Source organism: Paraburkholderia madseniana, from assembly GCF_009690905.1.
GTDB lineage: Bacteria > Pseudomonadota > Gammaproteobacteria > Burkholderiales > Burkholderiaceae > Paraburkholderia > Paraburkholderia madseniana.
Map to the genome: position 1 here is coordinate 15,867 of NZ_VOSW01000051.1, position 15,905 is coordinate 31,771.

General features: G+C 62.7%; 17 protein-coding genes. 12 read left to right on the top strand and 5 right to left on the bottom strand.

Going from position 1 to position 15,905, the window contains the following annotated elements; translation table 11 throughout:
• Positions 1-66 precede the first annotated feature (66 nt).
• From FSO04_RS25295 to FSO04_RS25325, 7 genes are all read left to right on the top strand, one after another.
• Entirely contained in the window at positions 67-900 is an 834-nt protein-coding gene (locus FSO04_RS25295) for an ABC transporter permease (RefSeq protein WP_233464978.1), read from the top strand.
• 1 nt (position 901) lies between these two features.
• A complete protein-coding gene (locus tag FSO04_RS25300; protein ID WP_154563633.1) occupies positions 902-1,699 on the top strand; it encodes an ABC transporter permease in 798 nt (265 codons plus the stop codon).
• Entirely contained in the window at positions 1,696-2,778 is a 1,083-nt protein-coding gene (locus FSO04_RS25305; RefSeq protein WP_168435831.1) for an ABC transporter ATP-binding protein, read from the top strand. Before FSO04_RS25300 ends, FSO04_RS25305 begins: the two co-directional genes overlap by 4 nt.
• 94 nt (positions 2,779-2,872) lie before the next feature.
• Positions 2,873-3,562 carry a GntR family transcriptional regulator gene (locus tag FSO04_RS25310; RefSeq protein WP_372342457.1) on the top strand — a complete coding sequence of 230 codons (690 nt, stop codon included), beginning with the start codon at positions 2,873-2,875 and terminating at the stop codon, positions 3,560-3,562.
• Positions 3,563-3,747: 185 nt separating this feature from the next.
• On the top strand, positions 3,748-4,335 hold the full coding sequence (locus FSO04_RS25315; protein WP_154563637.1) for an amino acid synthesis family protein: 588 nt from the start codon (positions 3,748-3,750) through the stop codon (positions 4,333-4,335).
• Positions 4,325-5,152: an alpha/beta fold hydrolase gene (locus FSO04_RS25320; RefSeq protein ID WP_154563639.1), complete on the top strand. Its 828-nt coding sequence runs from the start codon at positions 4,325-4,327 to the stop codon at positions 5,150-5,152. Before FSO04_RS25315 ends, FSO04_RS25320 begins: the two co-directional genes overlap by 11 nt.
• Positions 5,153-5,163: 11 nt before the next feature.
• Positions 5,164-6,090 carry a flavin reductase gene (locus tag FSO04_RS25325; protein ID WP_154563641.1) on the top strand — a complete coding sequence of 309 codons (927 nt, stop codon included), beginning with the start codon at positions 5,164-5,166 and terminating at the stop codon, positions 6,088-6,090.
• Positions 6,091-6,139: 49 nt separating this feature from the next.
• On the opposite strand, the gene FSO04_RS25330 is transcribed toward FSO04_RS25325, so the two are convergent.
• Genes FSO04_RS25330 through FSO04_RS25345 form a run of 4 tightly spaced genes read right to left on the bottom strand, consistent with a single transcriptional unit; the run spans position 6,140 to position 9,234 of the window.
• Positions 6,140-6,235, bottom strand: coding sequence for a 4Fe-4S dicluster domain-containing protein (locus tag FSO04_RS25330; protein ID WP_154563643.1), 96 nt, complete (start codon positions 6,233-6,235; stop codon positions 6,140-6,142).
• Between the two features lie 53 nt (positions 6,236-6,288).
• Positions 6,289-7,230, bottom strand: coding sequence for an electron transfer flavoprotein subunit alpha/FixB family protein (locus FSO04_RS25335; RefSeq protein WP_154563645.1), 942 nt, complete (start codon positions 7,228-7,230; stop codon positions 6,289-6,291).
• Positions 7,227-8,000, bottom strand: a complete 774-nt coding sequence (locus FSO04_RS25340; RefSeq protein ID WP_168435836.1) for an electron transfer flavoprotein subunit beta/FixA family protein — start codon at positions 7,998-8,000, stop codon at positions 7,227-7,229. The genes FSO04_RS25335 and FSO04_RS25340 overlap by 4 nt, the downstream gene beginning before the upstream one ends.
• 46 nt (positions 8,001-8,046) lie before the next feature.
• Entirely contained in the window at positions 8,047-9,234 is a 1,188-nt protein-coding gene (locus tag FSO04_RS25345; protein ID WP_154563649.1) for an NAD(P)/FAD-dependent oxidoreductase, read from the bottom strand.
• 186 nt (positions 9,235-9,420) lie between these two features.
• Between FSO04_RS25345 and FSO04_RS25350 the strand changes: the two genes are divergently transcribed.
• Positions 9,421-10,386: a LysR family transcriptional regulator gene (locus tag FSO04_RS25350; protein WP_154563651.1), complete on the top strand. Its 966-nt coding sequence runs from the start codon at positions 9,421-9,423 to the stop codon at positions 10,384-10,386.
• 258 nt (positions 10,387-10,644) lie between these two features.
• Here the strand turns inward: FSO04_RS25350 and FSO04_RS25355 are convergent, their stop codons facing one another.
• A complete protein-coding gene (locus FSO04_RS25355; RefSeq protein ID WP_154563653.1) occupies positions 10,645-11,250 on the bottom strand; it encodes a helix-turn-helix domain-containing protein in 606 nt (201 codons plus the stop codon).
• Positions 11,251-11,474: 224 nt separating this feature from the next.
• Between FSO04_RS25355 and glnT the strand changes: the two genes are divergently transcribed.
• From glnT to FSO04_RS25375, 4 genes are read left to right on the top strand one after another with little or no spacing between them, the layout of a single operon-like run.
• Positions 11,475-12,863, top strand: coding sequence for a type III glutamate--ammonia ligase (glnT, locus tag FSO04_RS25360; protein WP_174825311.1), 1,389 nt, complete (start codon positions 11,475-11,477; stop codon positions 12,861-12,863).
• 11 nt (positions 12,864-12,874) lie between these two features.
• Entirely contained in the window at positions 12,875-13,783 is a 909-nt protein-coding gene (locus FSO04_RS25365; RefSeq protein WP_154563655.1) for a class II glutamine amidotransferase, read from the top strand.
• Positions 13,771-14,460, top strand: a complete 690-nt coding sequence (locus FSO04_RS25370) for a GltB/FmdC/FwdC-like GXGXG domain-containing protein (RefSeq protein WP_154563657.1) — start codon at positions 13,771-13,773, stop codon at positions 14,458-14,460. Before FSO04_RS25365 ends, FSO04_RS25370 begins: the two co-directional genes overlap by 13 nt.
• A gap of 25 nt (positions 14,461-14,485) precedes the next feature.
• Positions 14,486-15,847, top strand: a complete 1,362-nt coding sequence (locus FSO04_RS25375; protein WP_154563659.1) for an FMN-binding glutamate synthase family protein — start codon at positions 14,486-14,488, stop codon at positions 15,845-15,847.
• Positions 15,848-15,905: the final 58 nt, after the last annotated feature.

Below are 15,905 nucleotides of genomic sequence, written 5' to 3' on the forward strand. Positions count from 1 at the left end.
AGCGAAGGAGTCATCATGTCGAATGCCGTCAGTACTATCGCGGAACCGCCGGTCGTGGCGCCGAAGATGACAGTCGGCCTCAGGAAAATCCGGCTGATCGCGCCGGCGCTGTTCCTGCTGGTTGTGTTCTTCGTGTTGCCGGTTCTTTCGCTGCTGCTGCGCAGCGTGCTGGAGCCGACGCCCGGCATTCAGAACTACGCGCAGCTATTCGGCTCGACCACCTATCTGCGCGTGTTCGGCAATACGTTTTTCGTCGCTTCGGTGGTGACCTTCGTGACGGTTGTGATCGGTTTTCCGACCGCGTGGCTGCTCGCGATCGCGCCGCGTTGGATCGGCAAGCTGATGTTCGCGATCCTGCTGCTGTCAATGTGGACCAATCTGCTTGCGCGCACTTTCGCATGGATGGTGCTGCTGCAACAGACTGGCCCGATCAACCGTTTGCTGATGTGGCTTGGCGTGATCCATGAGCCGTTTACGCTCGTGAATAACCTCACCGGTGTGACAATCGGCATGACCTACATCATGTTGCCGTTTCTCGTGATGCCGTTGCATGCCACCTTGCGCGCGATCGATCCGACCACGCTGCGCGCCGCCGCAATCTGCGGCGCGACCCGCTGGCAGGCATTCTGGCGGGTGCTGGTGCCGCTCGCGATGCCAGGCATTGCGAGCGGCGCGCTGATGGTGTTCGTGATGGCGCTCGGCTACTTCGTCACACCCGCGCTGTTGGGTGGCCCGGAATACATGATGCTTGCCGAACTGATCGCCCAACTTGTCCAGCAGTTGCTGAATTGGGGGCTGGCGGGGGCGGCCGCGTTCGTGCTGCTGCTCGTCACGTTGTCGTTGTACGCGGTGCAGCTTCGCTTCTCGAGCCGCGCCGTGAGCGCCACAGGAGTTCACTGACATGCTGCTCGATTTCGATCGTCTTGGCCCGTTGCGCTGGCTGCTGCTGAGCGTCGGCGGAGCGGTGTCGCTGTTCCTGCTGCTGCCGGTGCTGTTCATCGTCGCGCTCTCGTTCGGTAATTCGCAATGGCTAATGTTTCCTCCACCCGGCTGGACGCTGCAGTGGTACGGCATGCTGTTTGCCGATCCGGGCTGGCTCGACTCGCTGCTGACGAGCGTCGAGCTGGGGCTCGTCGTGATGGTGCTGTCGGTAGTGCTGGGGCTGCTCGCGTCGCTGGCGCTGACACGCGGCAATTTTCGTGGACGTGCCTTGCTCAAGGCGTTCTTTCTGACGCCGATGGTGCTGCCCGTCGTCGTGCTCGCCGTTGCGCTGTATGGCTTCTTCCTGCGTATCGGCTTGACCGGCACGCTGGTCGGTTTCGTGATCGGCCATCTGATCATCGCGTTGCCGTTTTCGATCATCGCGATCAGCAACTCGCTGGAAAGTTTCGACACGTCGCTCGAGGATGCCGCGCTGATCTGCGGCGCCGGGCCGCTTGAAGTGAAATGGCGCGTCACGCTGCCGGGTATCCGGCTCGGCCTGTTTGCGGCGGCGATCTTCTCGTTTCTTGCGTCGTGGGACGAGGTCGTCGTGTCGATCTTTATGGCCAGCCCGACGCTGCAGACGTTGCCGGTGCGCATCTGGAGCACGCTGCGGCAGGATCTGACCCCGGTGATCGCCGCCGCGTCGTCGTTGCTCGTCGGACTGACCGTCGTCCTGATGTTGCTGAGCCTTGTATTGAAGAGAGGTAAATCGTGAGCGCGCCGTTTTTGCAGATTCAGCGTCTTCGCAAGACCTACGATCAGGTCGTCGCCATTGATCAGGTGTCGCTCGACATCGAGAAGGGCGAGTTCATGACTTTCCTCGGGCCGTCTGGCTCGGGCAAGAGCACCACGCTGTACATCGTTGCGGGCTTCCAGTCGCCGACCGACGGCCGCGTGTTGCTCGACGGCAAGCCGCTGCTGTCGGTCGCGCCGAACCGCCGTAACATCGGCATGGTGTTTCAGCGCTACACGCTGTTTCCGCATCTGACGGTCGGCGAGAACGTCGCGTTTCCGTTGCGCGTGCGACGCTGGGCGGAGGCGAAAGTGCGCGCGAAAGTCGATGAAATGCTCAAGCTCGTGCATCTGGCCGATTGCCGTGACCGGATGCCCGGGCAGTTGTCGGGCGGCATGCAACAGCGTGTCGCGATTGCGCGTGCGCTGGCCTACGATCCGCCAGTGCTGCTGATGGACGAGCCGCTGTCCGCGCTTGACAAGAAGCTGCGTGAAGAACTGCAGACCGAACTGCGGCGCATTCATCAGCAAACCGGTGTCACGATCCTGTACGTGACGCATGATCAGGAAGAGGCATTGCGCCTGTCCGACCGGATCGCGGTGTTCAACAAAGGGCGCATCGAGCAGGTCGGCACGGGTGAGGATCTTTACCGAAAGCCGGCGTCGCGCTTCGTGGCAAGCTTCATCGGCAATTCCAACTTCCTGCCGGTCACGTTGGCCGGCGGCCATGCGGACTCGCATGCGGTGTTTCCCAACGGCAGGCCGGTGCCGATCGCGGGCTGCGACCATGCGCTTAACGCGGGCGACGGCGGCGCGCTGATGCTGCGGCCCGAACAGATCCGTATCCGCGTGCAGGCGCCGCACATGGCGAACGATGGCTTGCCGGTCGTCGTGCGTGACATCACGTATCTGGGCGACACCATGCACTATTCGGTGGCGACGCCCTGGCAGCAGGAGATCGCGGTGCGCACAGCGGTGGGCGCCCATGAGGCGGGGCTCGCGGTGGGCGCGCAAGCCTGGCTCGACTGGGACCGCGCCCATGCGCAGGTGTTTCCCGCATGACGCGCGGCATCGCGGTCCGTAGCCGACGACTGTGCGATACTATGGTATTCCAAAAACCAACTGACCCAGCATCTCGCTTGGGAAGCTCGCCATGATCGAACAGATGCGCGTTGACCGTAGTGCGCCGACCCTTCGCGAACTCACGCTCGAGAAGCTGCGCGAGGCCATTTCGCAGGGCTTCTATCGTCCAGGCGACCGGTTGATCGAGCGAACATTGTGCGATCAGCTTGGCGTGAGCCGCACCGTGGTGCGCGAAGTGCTGCGCCATCTGGAAACGGAAGGGCTGGTGGAGACGGTCGCGCATTCCGGCCCCATCGTCGCGCGGCTCGATCCGGAACAGGTGCAGGAAATCTACGAGATTCGGGCGTTGCTCGAGTCGGAGGCGGCCCGGGCTTGCGCCGAGCTTGCAACGCCCGCGCTCGTGAAGCAGTTGCGCGAAATCCGCAAGGAAATCGAAGACGCTTTCGACAAGTCCGACTTTCGCCGGGTGTTGGCTTACACCGAACGCTTTTACGAAGCGATGTTCGCGGGCGGCCACAAGCTGATGATGCATCAGGTGGTCAAATCGCTGAACGGCCGCATCAACCAGTTACGTTCGGTGACGATCTCGTCGCCGGGGCGCGGCGTGGATTCGAATCGCGAAATGAACAAGTTGTTGAGCGCGATTGCAAAGAAGGACGGCGCTGCGGCTGCTGCCGCGTCGCTCGAGCATGTGCGGCGCACGGCAGCCATCGCCATGGCCACGCTCGCCGAGCGTGTCGCGGATCAAAGCGAAAGCGCCTGAACACTTCGTATCGTTCGCCAGAAAAACCGTCGCGCGCGACGGTTTTTTTTCGTCCGTGCACTGAAGGGAGTCTCGTAAACCCGTCGTCGGGATGAAAAATCTTGCATACGCTAATATGGAATACCATAATACTCCCAGCGCGCCGCGCACTGAGCCAAGGCGCATCTGTCTCCGGAGGAAGTCTGATGAAGCTCGAGATTCGCAAACTGATCACCTATGTGGAAGACACGTTCATCGAAGGCGGCAAAGCTGCTGCCCGGCCGTTGAAACTGTTCGCGGCTGCGGCGGTGCTGCGCAATCCATGGGCCGGGCGCGGCTTCGTCGAGGACCTGAGGCCGGAGATTCACTCGCTCGCGCCGCAACTCGGTGAAGTGCTGACGGCCGAGATTCTGCGCATCGCCGGTTCCGGCGATGCGGTGGAGGGTTACGGCAAGGCGGCGATCGTTGGGACGTCAGGTGAAGTCGAACACGCGTCGGCGCTGATTCATACGCTGCGCTTTGGCAACAAGTTTCGCGAAGCGGTCGGCGCTAAAAGTTATCTGAGCTTTACGAACCTGCGTGGCGGCCCGAACTGCCCGGTCACGATCCCGTTGATGCACAAGGGCGACGAAGGCATGCGCTCGCACTACCTGACCATTCAGTTTTCGATCATCGACGCGCCTGCGCCGGACGAACTCGTGATTGCGCTCGGTGCGTCGATTGGCGGGCGGCCGCACCACCGGATCGGCGACCGCTATCAGGATCTGAAGGAGCTGGGCTCCAATGAAGCGTGAAACCGACATCGCAAATGCGTCGATGAAAGGCGTGTTTGACGGCACGGCCTACAGCGTGGCCGGCGAGGGTGATGTCCTCGTGCTGATCCATGGCGTGGGGATGAATCGCTGCGTGTGGGAGCCGCAGGTCGCAGCGTTGAGAGCGCACTTTCGCGTCGTTAGCTACGACATGCTAGGACACGGCGCGAGCCGGCTGCCGGCCGCGTCGCCGCAACTGGACGAATACGCGGCGCAGTTGCTGGCGCTGCTGGATCACCTCGGCATTCGGACGGCGCATGTCGTCGGTCATTCAATGGGTTCGCTGATCGCGCTCGAATTCGCGTTGCGCTACCCGCCGAGGGTGACGAGCGTCACCGCGCTCAATGCGGTGTACGACCGCACGCCGTCGCAACGGGCCGCCGTCATGCAGCGCGCGGCGTCGCTGAACGGCGGGCTCGACCAGCCGAGCATCAATGCCACGATCGCACGCTGGTTCGACGACCCGGTGCCGGGTCATCTGGCGAACGTCGCGGAGCTCGTGCGCTCGTTGCTGGAGAGCGTCGATCTCGAAGGCTATGCGCGCGCGTACCGGCTTTTTGCGAGTTCGGACCAGGCGCATCTGGGCCGCTTGCCGCAACTCGCGATGCCGGCGCTGTTCATGACCGGCGAATGCGATCCGAATTCGAGTCCGGCGATGTCGGAGTCAATGGCGGCCGCAGCGCCGCTCGGCCGCGCCGAGATTATTGCCAACGAACGGCACATGATGAACGTCACGGCGCCGTCGATTGTGAATCAGCGGCTTCTGCACTTTATTCGCGATGTGAGCCGTCAGTCCTGAGGAGCAGCGCCATGACCGATTCTTCTTTTGACATCATCCAGTTTCGCCGCGCGTTGGGCGCGTTCGTCACCGGCGTGACGGTGGTGACGACAATCCAGCCGGACGGCACGCCGCGCGGTTTTACCGCGAATTCGTTCACGTCGGTGTCGCTCGATCCTGCCTTGATCCTCGTGTGCATCGCCAGGACCGCGTCGAGCCATCCGGTGTTTTCGCAGACGCAGCGTTTTGCGGTCAGTGTGCTTGCGGAAGACCAGCGGCCGGTGTCGGGCGTGTTCGCGTCGAAGAGCGCGGACAAGTTCGCACAGGTCGCCTGGCACGCACGGCGCACCGGCAGCCCGGTGATGGACGGCGCGGCGGCGAGCTTCGACTGCGAGACGCATCAGGTGGTGGACGCCGGCGATCACATCATCCTGATCGGGCGCGTGGTGGACTTCACGCATTCCAGCGCGACGCCATTAGGGTATTGCCGCGGCGCGTATGTGAATTTCAGTTTGTCGCAGGAAGCGTTGGCGGCGACTGGCCAACGTGCGCAAGTCGGCGCGATTCTCGAACATGCCAGAGGGCTCGTGCTGACCAGGACCGCGAGCGGATTGCAGTTGCCTACCGGCACGCGGCTCGAACCGTCGGCGGACGCTACGAGTTTGCGCGGCGTGCTTGACGCTCTGAAACTGAACGTCAACCTCGATTTTCTGTTCGCGGTGTTCGAGGAGAAGGGCGTCACGCACATCTACTATCGCGGGCGCGTCGTCGACGACGCGCCGGCAGTCGCGGACGTCCGCTATGTGCCGCTCGACGCGATACCATGGAACGAGATTCGCGACCCGGCCGTGCAGTCGATGCTGCGCCGCTACGTGAAGGAGCGGACCGAAGATGCCTTTGGCATCTATGTCGGCGATGTCGAAAAAGGCACCGTGCAATCGCTGATGGCAAATGCGTGAATGCATAAGAAAGGCGGCTTCGACTCCGAAGCCGCCTTTTTTACGGCGCTCACATGTTCGCGTAGTTCGGTCTATCACCACCTTCCGGCGTGACCCAGACGAAGTTCTGGGTCGGGTCCTTGACGATCAGTGCGTTGCTTGCCATAGGGTTCTCTTAGCGGTCCGCCAGCGGTTCAATCGCGCCCGCCAGATGAAGCGTCATCGGCTCGTGCCTGCTGCGCCGACATGCGCTTCGATCTCGCCCACCACTTCGAACAGATCGCCGACGAGCCCGATGTCCGCGACCGAAAAGATCGGCGCGTCCGGATCTTTATTAATTGCGACAATGGTCTTCGAGTCCTTCATCCCGGCCAGATGCTGAATCGCGCCGGAGATGCCGAATGCAAGGTAGACGTCGGGCGCGACCATCTTGCCGGTTTGCCCGACCTGCGCGGTATTCGGCGCGTAGCCGGCATCCACCGCGGCCCGCGATGCGCCGAGCGCCGCGCCCATCTTTTCCGCCAGTTCGCCGAGCCGATCCATGTTGTCCTTCGATGCCAGACCGCGCCCGCCCGCGACGACGATCCGCGCGTCGGGTAATTCGCGGCCAGTCCGTGCCAATGCCTGGCGCTCGACGAGCTTCGTCCGGCTAAAGCCCGCAGCCGGTTCAAGCGTCACGCGTTGCGCGTTGCCGCCGCTGTCAGCCGTCGGCGCGAACGACGACGCCCGAAATGTCGCGAACGTCACGGCACTGGCCGTGTTCACTTTGGCGATGACGCTTCCTGCATAAAGGCTGCGCACGAACGCGCCTTCGCCTTCCACCGCGATCACATCTGGAATGAACGCACCGCCGACAAGCGCCGCGGCGCGTGGCAGGGTGCTACGGCCGAGCGTCCGATGACTCGCGGCGATCAACGAGTACGGTCCATGCATCGCGTGCAACTGCGCGGCGAGCGTTTCAGGCACAACGCCCTCGCTCATCGCGTCGGCCATCACGAGAACGCGCTCGACACCGGCAATCTTTTCGACCGTGGATGCAAGCGCGGCATCCAGCAAGAGCACATCGACCGGCAGGCCGCGTTGCATCACCGCGGTGATGACGCGAAGCGTCGCGTCGGCCACGCGGCCGTTTTCGCTTTCGGCTACGACAAGGCTTCTCATGCGGACACTCCTGCTTGATCGAATACGCGCCGTTCTGCGAGCGCTGCGATGAGCGCGGCGCTGTCGGCGACCTTGATGCCGGGCTGGCGAACCGGCGGATCGCTGAGCTTGATGATATGGCTCTGGGGCGTCAGGTCGATTGACAGCGTGGCGGCGTCCACGATCGCGAGCGGCTTCTGCTTCGCCTTGACGATGCTCGGCAAGGTCACGCGGCGCGGCTCGGCGAGGCGCAGATCCGCACTGACGACAGCCGCGCCCTCGAGCCGCCACGTCGCCGTGCCGGTGTCGTCGTCGCACATGACGGACCAGCCTGTGCCATCCGCCGTGAGTGCGCCTGCGTTCAACGCCTGCGGCCAGTCGAGCAGGGCGGCGAGCATGGCGGCGACACCGCCGATGTCGCCGTCGATCGCCTGCTTGCCGCATAGGACGAGGCCGTATTCCCGACTCGCCATGTGAGCGTTCAGCAGACGCGCCACCGCCAGCGAATCCAGCGTGGCGGTTGCCGCCGATGTGTCGATCAGCACGGCATCGTCGGCACCCATCGCGAGCGCCGTGCGCAACACGTCCTGGCTGGCTTGCGTGCCGCACGTGATCACCGTCACCTTCGACGCAACACCGGCTTCCCTGAGTTGCAATGCCTTTTCGACGGCACATTCGTCGAACGGGTTGAGCGACATCTTGAGGCCGGTGGTGTCGATCGAACCGTTCGACGAGACCCTCACGCGGACGTTGGCGTCCACCACGCGCTTGACTGGAACCAGAATGTTGATTGTCATGACTTGAGCACCCTTTACGTTCTGTATTTACGTCCAGTAGTCAGGAGACCGCGCCCGAGCCATACTTGCCCACCAGTAGCGCGCCACTGGCGAACCGGTCGAGCGCATAGGGTGCGAGAGAAACATCCGTGGGCTGGCCGAGCGCATGCTGCGCGAGAATCTTGCCGATGCCCGGCGACAGCTTGAAGCCGTGCCCGGAGAAGCCAAAGCCGACAACGAGTCCCTCGATATCGGCGACCTTGCCCAACACCGGATTCCAGTCGGGCGTCACGTCGTAGACGCCGGTCCATGACGAAGCCAGCCCGGCGGCCTCATAAGCAGGGAAGCGTTCGGCAACTTGCGCGCCGACTTCGGCGACGTAGTCGAGCGAGATATCGCCCTGTTCGGTTTCCGGCGAGTTCAGCGTTTCGCCGACCACGCCTTCGGACACGAGCATCTGACTGCCGCCATAGCTACGGTAATAGAGCATGCCGGCCGAACCCAGGTCCTTGAACGCGGGCATCTTGAACGAGTACGCGGCGCCATCGCATTCGAGCGCGAGCACCGTGTGACGCTCAGGCTTGACCGGCAGCGGCACACCAATCCAGCCGGCGAGTTCCGGCGTCCAGATATTCTGCGTGCTGATGAGAGTTCCGCAACTGAAGTTGCCCGCGCTGGTTGCGACGCCGGTGATCCGGCGTCCTTCGCGCACGAGCCCCGTGACCGTCACGCCTTCCATGATCTTGACACCGCGCCGGCGCGCCGAACGGGCGAAGCCGGTCGCCACCAGATAGGCATCCGCAAAACCCGCCTCCGGTTCATAGCCGATCAGCGCGGCGTCGTCGAAGTTCGCGATCGGCAGGCGCTCGTGCGCTTGCGCCCTGTCGAGCAGTTGCACTTCGATGCCCATCTCCTGCTGCGCGGCGAGCGAGGCGCGCAGCGGCTCCAGCTTGTCGCCGTCGGGCGCGCAGATCAGATAGCCGCATTTGACGAGACCACAGGACGCTTCGTCGTCGCCGAGATAGTCAGCGAAATTATTGAATGCCCACCACGAAGAGCGCGCGAGTTCGACGTTCTGGCGCACCGAATAGTGCGTGCGCAACAGGCCGGACGACTGTGACGTGGTGCCCGCGCCGATCGTGCCCTGTTCGATAACCAGCACGCTTTGCGCGCCCAATGCGGCGAGATGATGGGCGACCGACGCGCCGATGACGCCAGCGCCAATCACGATGAAATCGTAGTGGCTCATGTGGACCTCTGTGTAGGCAATGAGGCGAATTCTAGGAAAACGTTGGCCGCGCCAATTTTGTATTAGGCAAACTTATGGCGAGCCAATGCAATTTCTCATCCTGTGCACCAACCGCGCGAACCTCGGCACCATGCTGTCGTACCGCACAGGATGACCGGCATGTCACCCACGCGAGCGGAGCATTTCATGAGACGAACCCCGACCCCGATCGATCTGCGCGCGTTGCAGGCTTTTGTGGCTGTCTGCGACAGCGGCTCGATGACGGGCGCGGCGAAGCAGCTCGGCGTGAGCCAGAGCGCCATCAGCCAGTCGATTGCCGCGCTGGAGCGAGATCAGGGCCTGACGCTGTTCGATCGCGAGAGCCGTCCGCCGCGCCCGAATGTAGCGGGGCGCGCGTTGCTGGAGTTGGCGGGGCCGTTGATCGAACACGCGCAGATGGTGAGCACCCGCATCGGCGATGCCTCGCAGGCCGGCAAGATGCCGGTACGCCTGGGGTGCGTCGATTCGTTCGCGGCCACTGTCGGGCCTGAATTGATTCGTGCGGTGTCGAATTCAGAGCGGCAGATTTCGATGTGGTCCGGTCTCACGCCGGGGCTTAGCAAACAGTTGCACGACCGCGAACTGGATATCGCGATCTGCACGCAGACCACGCTGAGCGACGCACGGATCATCGAAGTGCCGCTGTTTTCCGAGGCATTCGTGGTGGTGGTTGCACGCAGCCAATTAAACGGACGCCGCAATATCGACTGGCGCACGCTTGCGCTTGAGCTGCCGCTGATCCGCTATACGGCGCGCTCGGTGATCGGCCAGCAGATCGAGCGTTTCGCGCGGCATCTGGGCATCAACAGTCCGCGGCGTTACGAGTTCGACGCGACCGATCCGCTGCTGAGTCTGGTAGCCGCGCGGGTGGGATTCGCGATTTCGACCCCTTTGTGTCTGTGGCAGGCGCGGCACTATCTGGACGATATCGCGGTGATGCCGTTGCCGCCGAGCCGCCTCGGGCGGCGCGATTTTTTCCTGCTGCATCGCCAGGGCGAGTGGGAACAGTTCGCCGGCGACATCGTCATGCTGACGCGCGGCGTGCTGGACAACGCGATTCAACCGTCGCTCGCGCGGGCGCTGCCCGATCTGCCGGACGATGCATTGCGCTGATTCAGGCGCGATAGCGCGAGTTTGTATAAGTGTTGCTTTTAACGCTGCTTAACCGCACACCTCGTTTTTGTGCAAAGTCGCACCAGTCACAGCGACGATGTGCACCGCAGTCAGACTGATGAACCTTTCAGCGTCGAAATCAGGAACGGCGCATGGCGTCCAAAGCGTTTATTGGTGGGAATCTTTGATTCACTCAGATAAACATGGCACAAACGTTGCATTGATAGAGGCATCGACTGAGACGGCCGCAGCGAGCGATCAGTCAGTTGCACTCGATTGCGGATACACGAAGATCGACAGGAATTGAATGGGCGTCTTGATCAGGCGTTCCGGACCGTGCGGTATCTCGCCCTGGAAGGTGAGGGTGTCGCCAGGATGAAGAATGTAGGTTTGCTGACCGTGGCGGTATTCGATCACGCCCTTGAGCATGTGAATGAATTCGGTGCCCGGATGCTGAAACACGGGAAAGCGTTCGGCTTCGTCCTCCATCGTGATCAGGAAGGGTTCGAAAAGCTTATGCGGACCTTGGTCATAGGCAAGCAGGTGATAGGTGTGGCCGCTTTTGGTGCCCTTGCGCACCACTTCCATGCCGCTGCCTTTTTTGACGAGTTGTGCACCGCCTTGCGGCACGTCGAAATTGCGGAACAGCATGGAGAGCGAAACGCCGAGTGCCTGGGCGATGCGGTTGAGGACCTCGAGACCTGCGGAAGTCTGCGCGTTTTCGATCTTCGAGAGCATGCCGCGGCTGATGCCGGCCTGAGCGGAAACCTGAGCAATGGTCAGGCCGTGGCGTTGGCGTAATTCGCGAATGGTGTTGCCGAGGTAGCGTTCAAGCGGCGTTTTATTGTCTTCACCGATTTGCATGTAAGCCTCACGTAAAAGGAAAGCGTAGCAGATTGCAGCGCCAAGTCACGCGCAAAGAGTTTCACTAAAAGAATCTTTGTTTCTCACCAATAAAGTATCCGGCCGATTGAAAACAGGCTCGAAGCGCGCCGCAACCGGCGTTCGGGAGCGTATTGCGTAACCCGGTCACACGCGTTGTGTGTGGCTTTTCCAAACCACGAAAGATGCAGTTGCAAGGAGTGGCGATGAACTTGAACGATGCGAGCAAGCTGCCGGTCAACGAGCTCGGATGCGTGCCCCGCTTCGGCTCGGCGGAAGAGGCGCAAGCGTATCTGACGCAGCAGGGCGTGAAGTACGTGCTGGCGCAGTTTGTCGATATTCACGGCGTGGCCAAGGCGAAATCGGTGCCGGTCAGTCATCTGAAGAGCGTGTTGAAAGCGGGTGCCGGTTTCGCGGGGTTTGCGATCTGGGGAGTCGGTATCGAGCCGAACGGCCCCGACTATATGGCCGTCGGCGATCTGGCGACGCTCACGCCGGTGCCGTGGCAGCCGGGTCTCGCACGGATCGTCTGCGACGGTCATGTGGATGGCGAAGCGTGGCAATACGATTCGCGCGTGACCTTGAAGAAGCAGGTCGCACGGATGACCGAGCGCGACTGGACGCTCTTCACGGGCCTCGAACCGGAATTCTCGCTGCTGCGCCGTTCGGCGTCCGGCACGCTGGAGCCCTGCGATCCGAGCGATACGCTCGCCAAGCCGTGCTACGACTACAAGGGACTCTCGCGTACGCGCGTCTTCCTGGAAAAGCTCACCGAGTCGATGCGCGCGGTCGGCATCGACGTCTATCAGATCGATCATGAAGACGCGAACGGTCAGTTCGAAATCAACTACACGTACACCGATTGCCTGACCTCGTGCGATCACTACGTGTTCTTCAAGATGGCAGCCTCCGAGATCGCCAATGAACTCGGCATGATCTGCTCGTTCATGCCGAAGCCGTTCGCGAACCGTCCCGGCAATGGCATGCACATGCATATGTCCATCGGCGACGGCGAACGCAACCTGTTCTCCGACAAGAGCGACAAGCTCGGCATGGGCCTCTCCACGCTCGGCTACCAGTTCACGGCGGGCCTGCTCGCGCACGCGCCGGCGCTGGCCGCGCTGTGCAATCCGACGGTGAACTCGTACAAGCGCCTCGTGGTTGGCCGTTCGCTGACAGGCGCAACGTGGGCGCCGGCCTACATCAGCTACGGCGACAACAACCGTTCGACGATGGTGCGCATGCCCGGCGAGCGCATCGAACTGCGCTTGCCGGATGGCGCATGCAATCCGTATCTCGCGACGGCGGCCGTGATTGCCGCGGGGCTGGACGGCGTCGACCGTGGTCTGTCGCCGGGCGAACCGGCTAACGAAAATCTCTACGAGTGGTCGCCCGCGAAACTCGCCGAACACGGCATCGGCGTGTTGCCGCAAAACCTCGAGCAGGCGCTCGATGCGCTCGAAAGCGACCGCGTGATCTGCGACGCGCTCGGCCCGGTTGCCGATGAATTCCTCAAGCTCAAACGGATGGAGTGGCTCGAATACATGCGCCACGTTTCGGACTGGGAACTGAAGACCTACCTCGAATTTTTCTAAGGAGAAGCACCATGTGCGGAATTGTGGGCTTGCTGGTCAAGACGCCGGCATTGCGCGAACGGCTCGGCGAACTGATGGTGCCGATGCTGATCGGCATGACCGAGCGCGGACCGGATTCGGCGGGCCTCGCGGTGTTCGGCAAACAGGTCGAAGCGAGCCAGCGCAAGCTGAGCATCTACGCGGGCTTCACCGACGAAGGCGCGGACTTCGCATGGCAACCGCTGCTGGACGCATTGAACGCGGCAATGGACGTGACTGCCCGTGCCGATGCGAAGGGCAATCATGCGGTACTGACGGTGCAAGGCAATGTCGAGCGCGTGAAGACGTGGTTGCGCGAGCGCTATCCGAAGCTGTATCTGCTGTCGAGCGGCCGCTCGATCGATCTGTACAAGGATATTGGCTCGCCGTCGCAAGTCGCCGAGCGTTATGACTTTGCGAACCTGACAGGCTCGCACCTGGTCGGCCACACACGTATGGCGACCGAATCGGCGGTGACGCCTGACCGCGCCCATCCGTTCACGGCCGGCGACGACTTCTGCCTCGTCCACAACGGATCGCTCTCGAACGCGCATGGCGTGCGCCGCAAGCTCGAACCGCAAGGCATTCACTTCGATACCGACAACGACACCGAAGCCGCCTGCCGCTTTCTCGAATGGCGGCTGCGCGAAGGCGACACGTTGCCGGTCGCCTTGCAGAAGGGTTTCGAAGAACTCGACGGCTTCTACACGTTCCTGATGGGCACTTCGACCGAACTCGCGCTGATTCGCGATCCGTTCGCGTGCAAGCCGGCGGTGGTCGCGGAAAACGACGACTACGTCGCTATCGCTTCCGAGTTCCGTTCGCTCGCGCATCTGCCCGATATCAAGAACGCCAGGGTCTTCGAACCCGCACCTGAGGAGATGTATGTATGGAAAGCCTGACTTTCGATCTGGCGCGCACGACGGTCCGTGAGCTGAACCAGTTCCTGCACAAACCGGCGAGCGAACTGGAGGGCCAGGCGGTGACGGTCGTCGCGCCGAATGGCGCGCATAACCTCGCAGTCGGCGTGGATGCGCCGGTGCAAGTGACGATCGCCGGTCACGCCGGCTATTACGCGGGCGGCATGAACAAACACGCGACGATCGAGATCGACGGCAGCGCGGGCACCGGCGTCGCGGAAAACATGATGAGCGGCAAGGTGCATGTGAAGGGTTTCGCGTCGAACGGCGCGGGCGCTTCGGCGCACGGCGGCCTGCTGGTGATCGACGGCGATGCGGGCCTGCGCTGCGGTATTTCGCTCAAGGGTGGCGACATCGTGGTGGGCGGCTCGGTGGGCAGCTTCTCGGCGTTCATGGCGCAGGCGGGCCGCATGGTGATCTGTGGCAATGCGGGTGATGCGCTCGGCGACTCACTTTACGAAGCGGTGCTGTACGTGCGCGGCGACGTGAAATCGCTCGGCGCGGACGCGCAGTACGAGCCGATGACGCAGACGGATATCGACGCGGTGCGCGCGCTGCTGACCGCCGCTGGCATGGACCACGACCCGGCGTCGTTCAAACGGATCGCCTCCGCTCGCACGCTCTATCACTGGAACGCCGACGCGAACCAGGAATATTGAACACACGCTCTCGAAGAAGGCCCCCATGGAAGCCAAATCCGTTCAATTCGTCCGCTTGCAGCAGGAAGAGTCGCAAGGCTACGACCGCAAGACGATCGACTATATCCACGCCGCCGCGCAGCGCGGCCTCTATGAAATTCGCGGTCTGGGCGCGAAACGCCGTGTGCCGCATTTCGACGATCTGCTGTTTCTCGGCGCCTCGCTGTCGCGCTACCCGCTCGAAGGGTATCGCGAGAAATGCGCGACGCAGACCGTGCTCGGCACGCGCTTCGCCAAAAAACCGGTGGTGCTCGACATTCCGATCACGATCGCCGGCATGAGCTTCGGCGCGCTGTCCGCAAACGTGAAAGAAGCGCTCGGCCAGGCCGCGACCGCGATGGGCACCTCGACCACCACCGGCGACGGCGGCATGACGCAGGAAGAGCGCCGCTCGTCGAAGACGCTGGTCTATCAGTGCCTGCCGTCGCGCTACGGCTTCAATCCGGACGACGTGCGCCGCGCCGATGCGATCGAAATCGTGATCGGCCAGGGCGCGAAACCGGGCGGCGGCGGCATGCTGCTCGGGCAGAAGGTCAATCCGCGCGTCGCCTCGATGCGCACGTTGCCGGCCGGCGTCGATCAGCGTTCTGCGAGCCGTCATCCGGACTGGACCGGCCCGGACGATCTGGCGATCAAGATTCAGGAACTGCGCGAAATCACCGATTGGGAAAAACCGATCTACGTGAAGGTCGGCGCAACCCGCACGTTCAACGACGTCAAGCTCGCGGTGCATGCGGGCGCGGACGTGGTGGTGATCGACGGGATGCAGGGCGGCACGGCGGCGACGCAGACCTGCTTCATCGAGAACGTCGGCATTCCGACGCTGGCCGCGGTTCGCCAGGCGGTGGACGCGCTCGAAGACCTGAATATGAAAGGCCAGGTGCAACTGATCGTCTCGGGCGGCATCCGCACCGGTGCTGACGTGGCGAAGGCATTGGCGCTCGGCGCGGATGCGGTGGCGATCGGGCAGGGCATGCTGATGGCGCTCGGCTGCAACAGCGATACGTACTTTCAGAACGGCGCGCTGCATTCGGCGGCGGCGGATTACGCGGCGCTGAATACGTCGCCGGGTTTCTGCCATCACTGCCACACGGGCAAGTGCCCGGTCGGCGTGACCACCCAGGACGCGGTGCTCGAACAGCGTGTCCAGCCAGATGAAGGTTCGCGCCGCGTGCGCAACTACCTGAAGACGTTGAACATGGAACTGACGACGATCGCGCGCGCGTGCGGCAAGCAGAACGTCCATCACCTCGAACCGGAGGATCTGGTCGCGCTGACGGTCGAGGCGGCGGCGATGGCGCGCATTCCGCTCGCGGGTACTTCCTGGATTCCCGGATGGACCAAATGAATTGAATTGTTTTGAGTTTTTTGACTGTGGAAAAGTTGAGTGCATTCAACCTTGATTC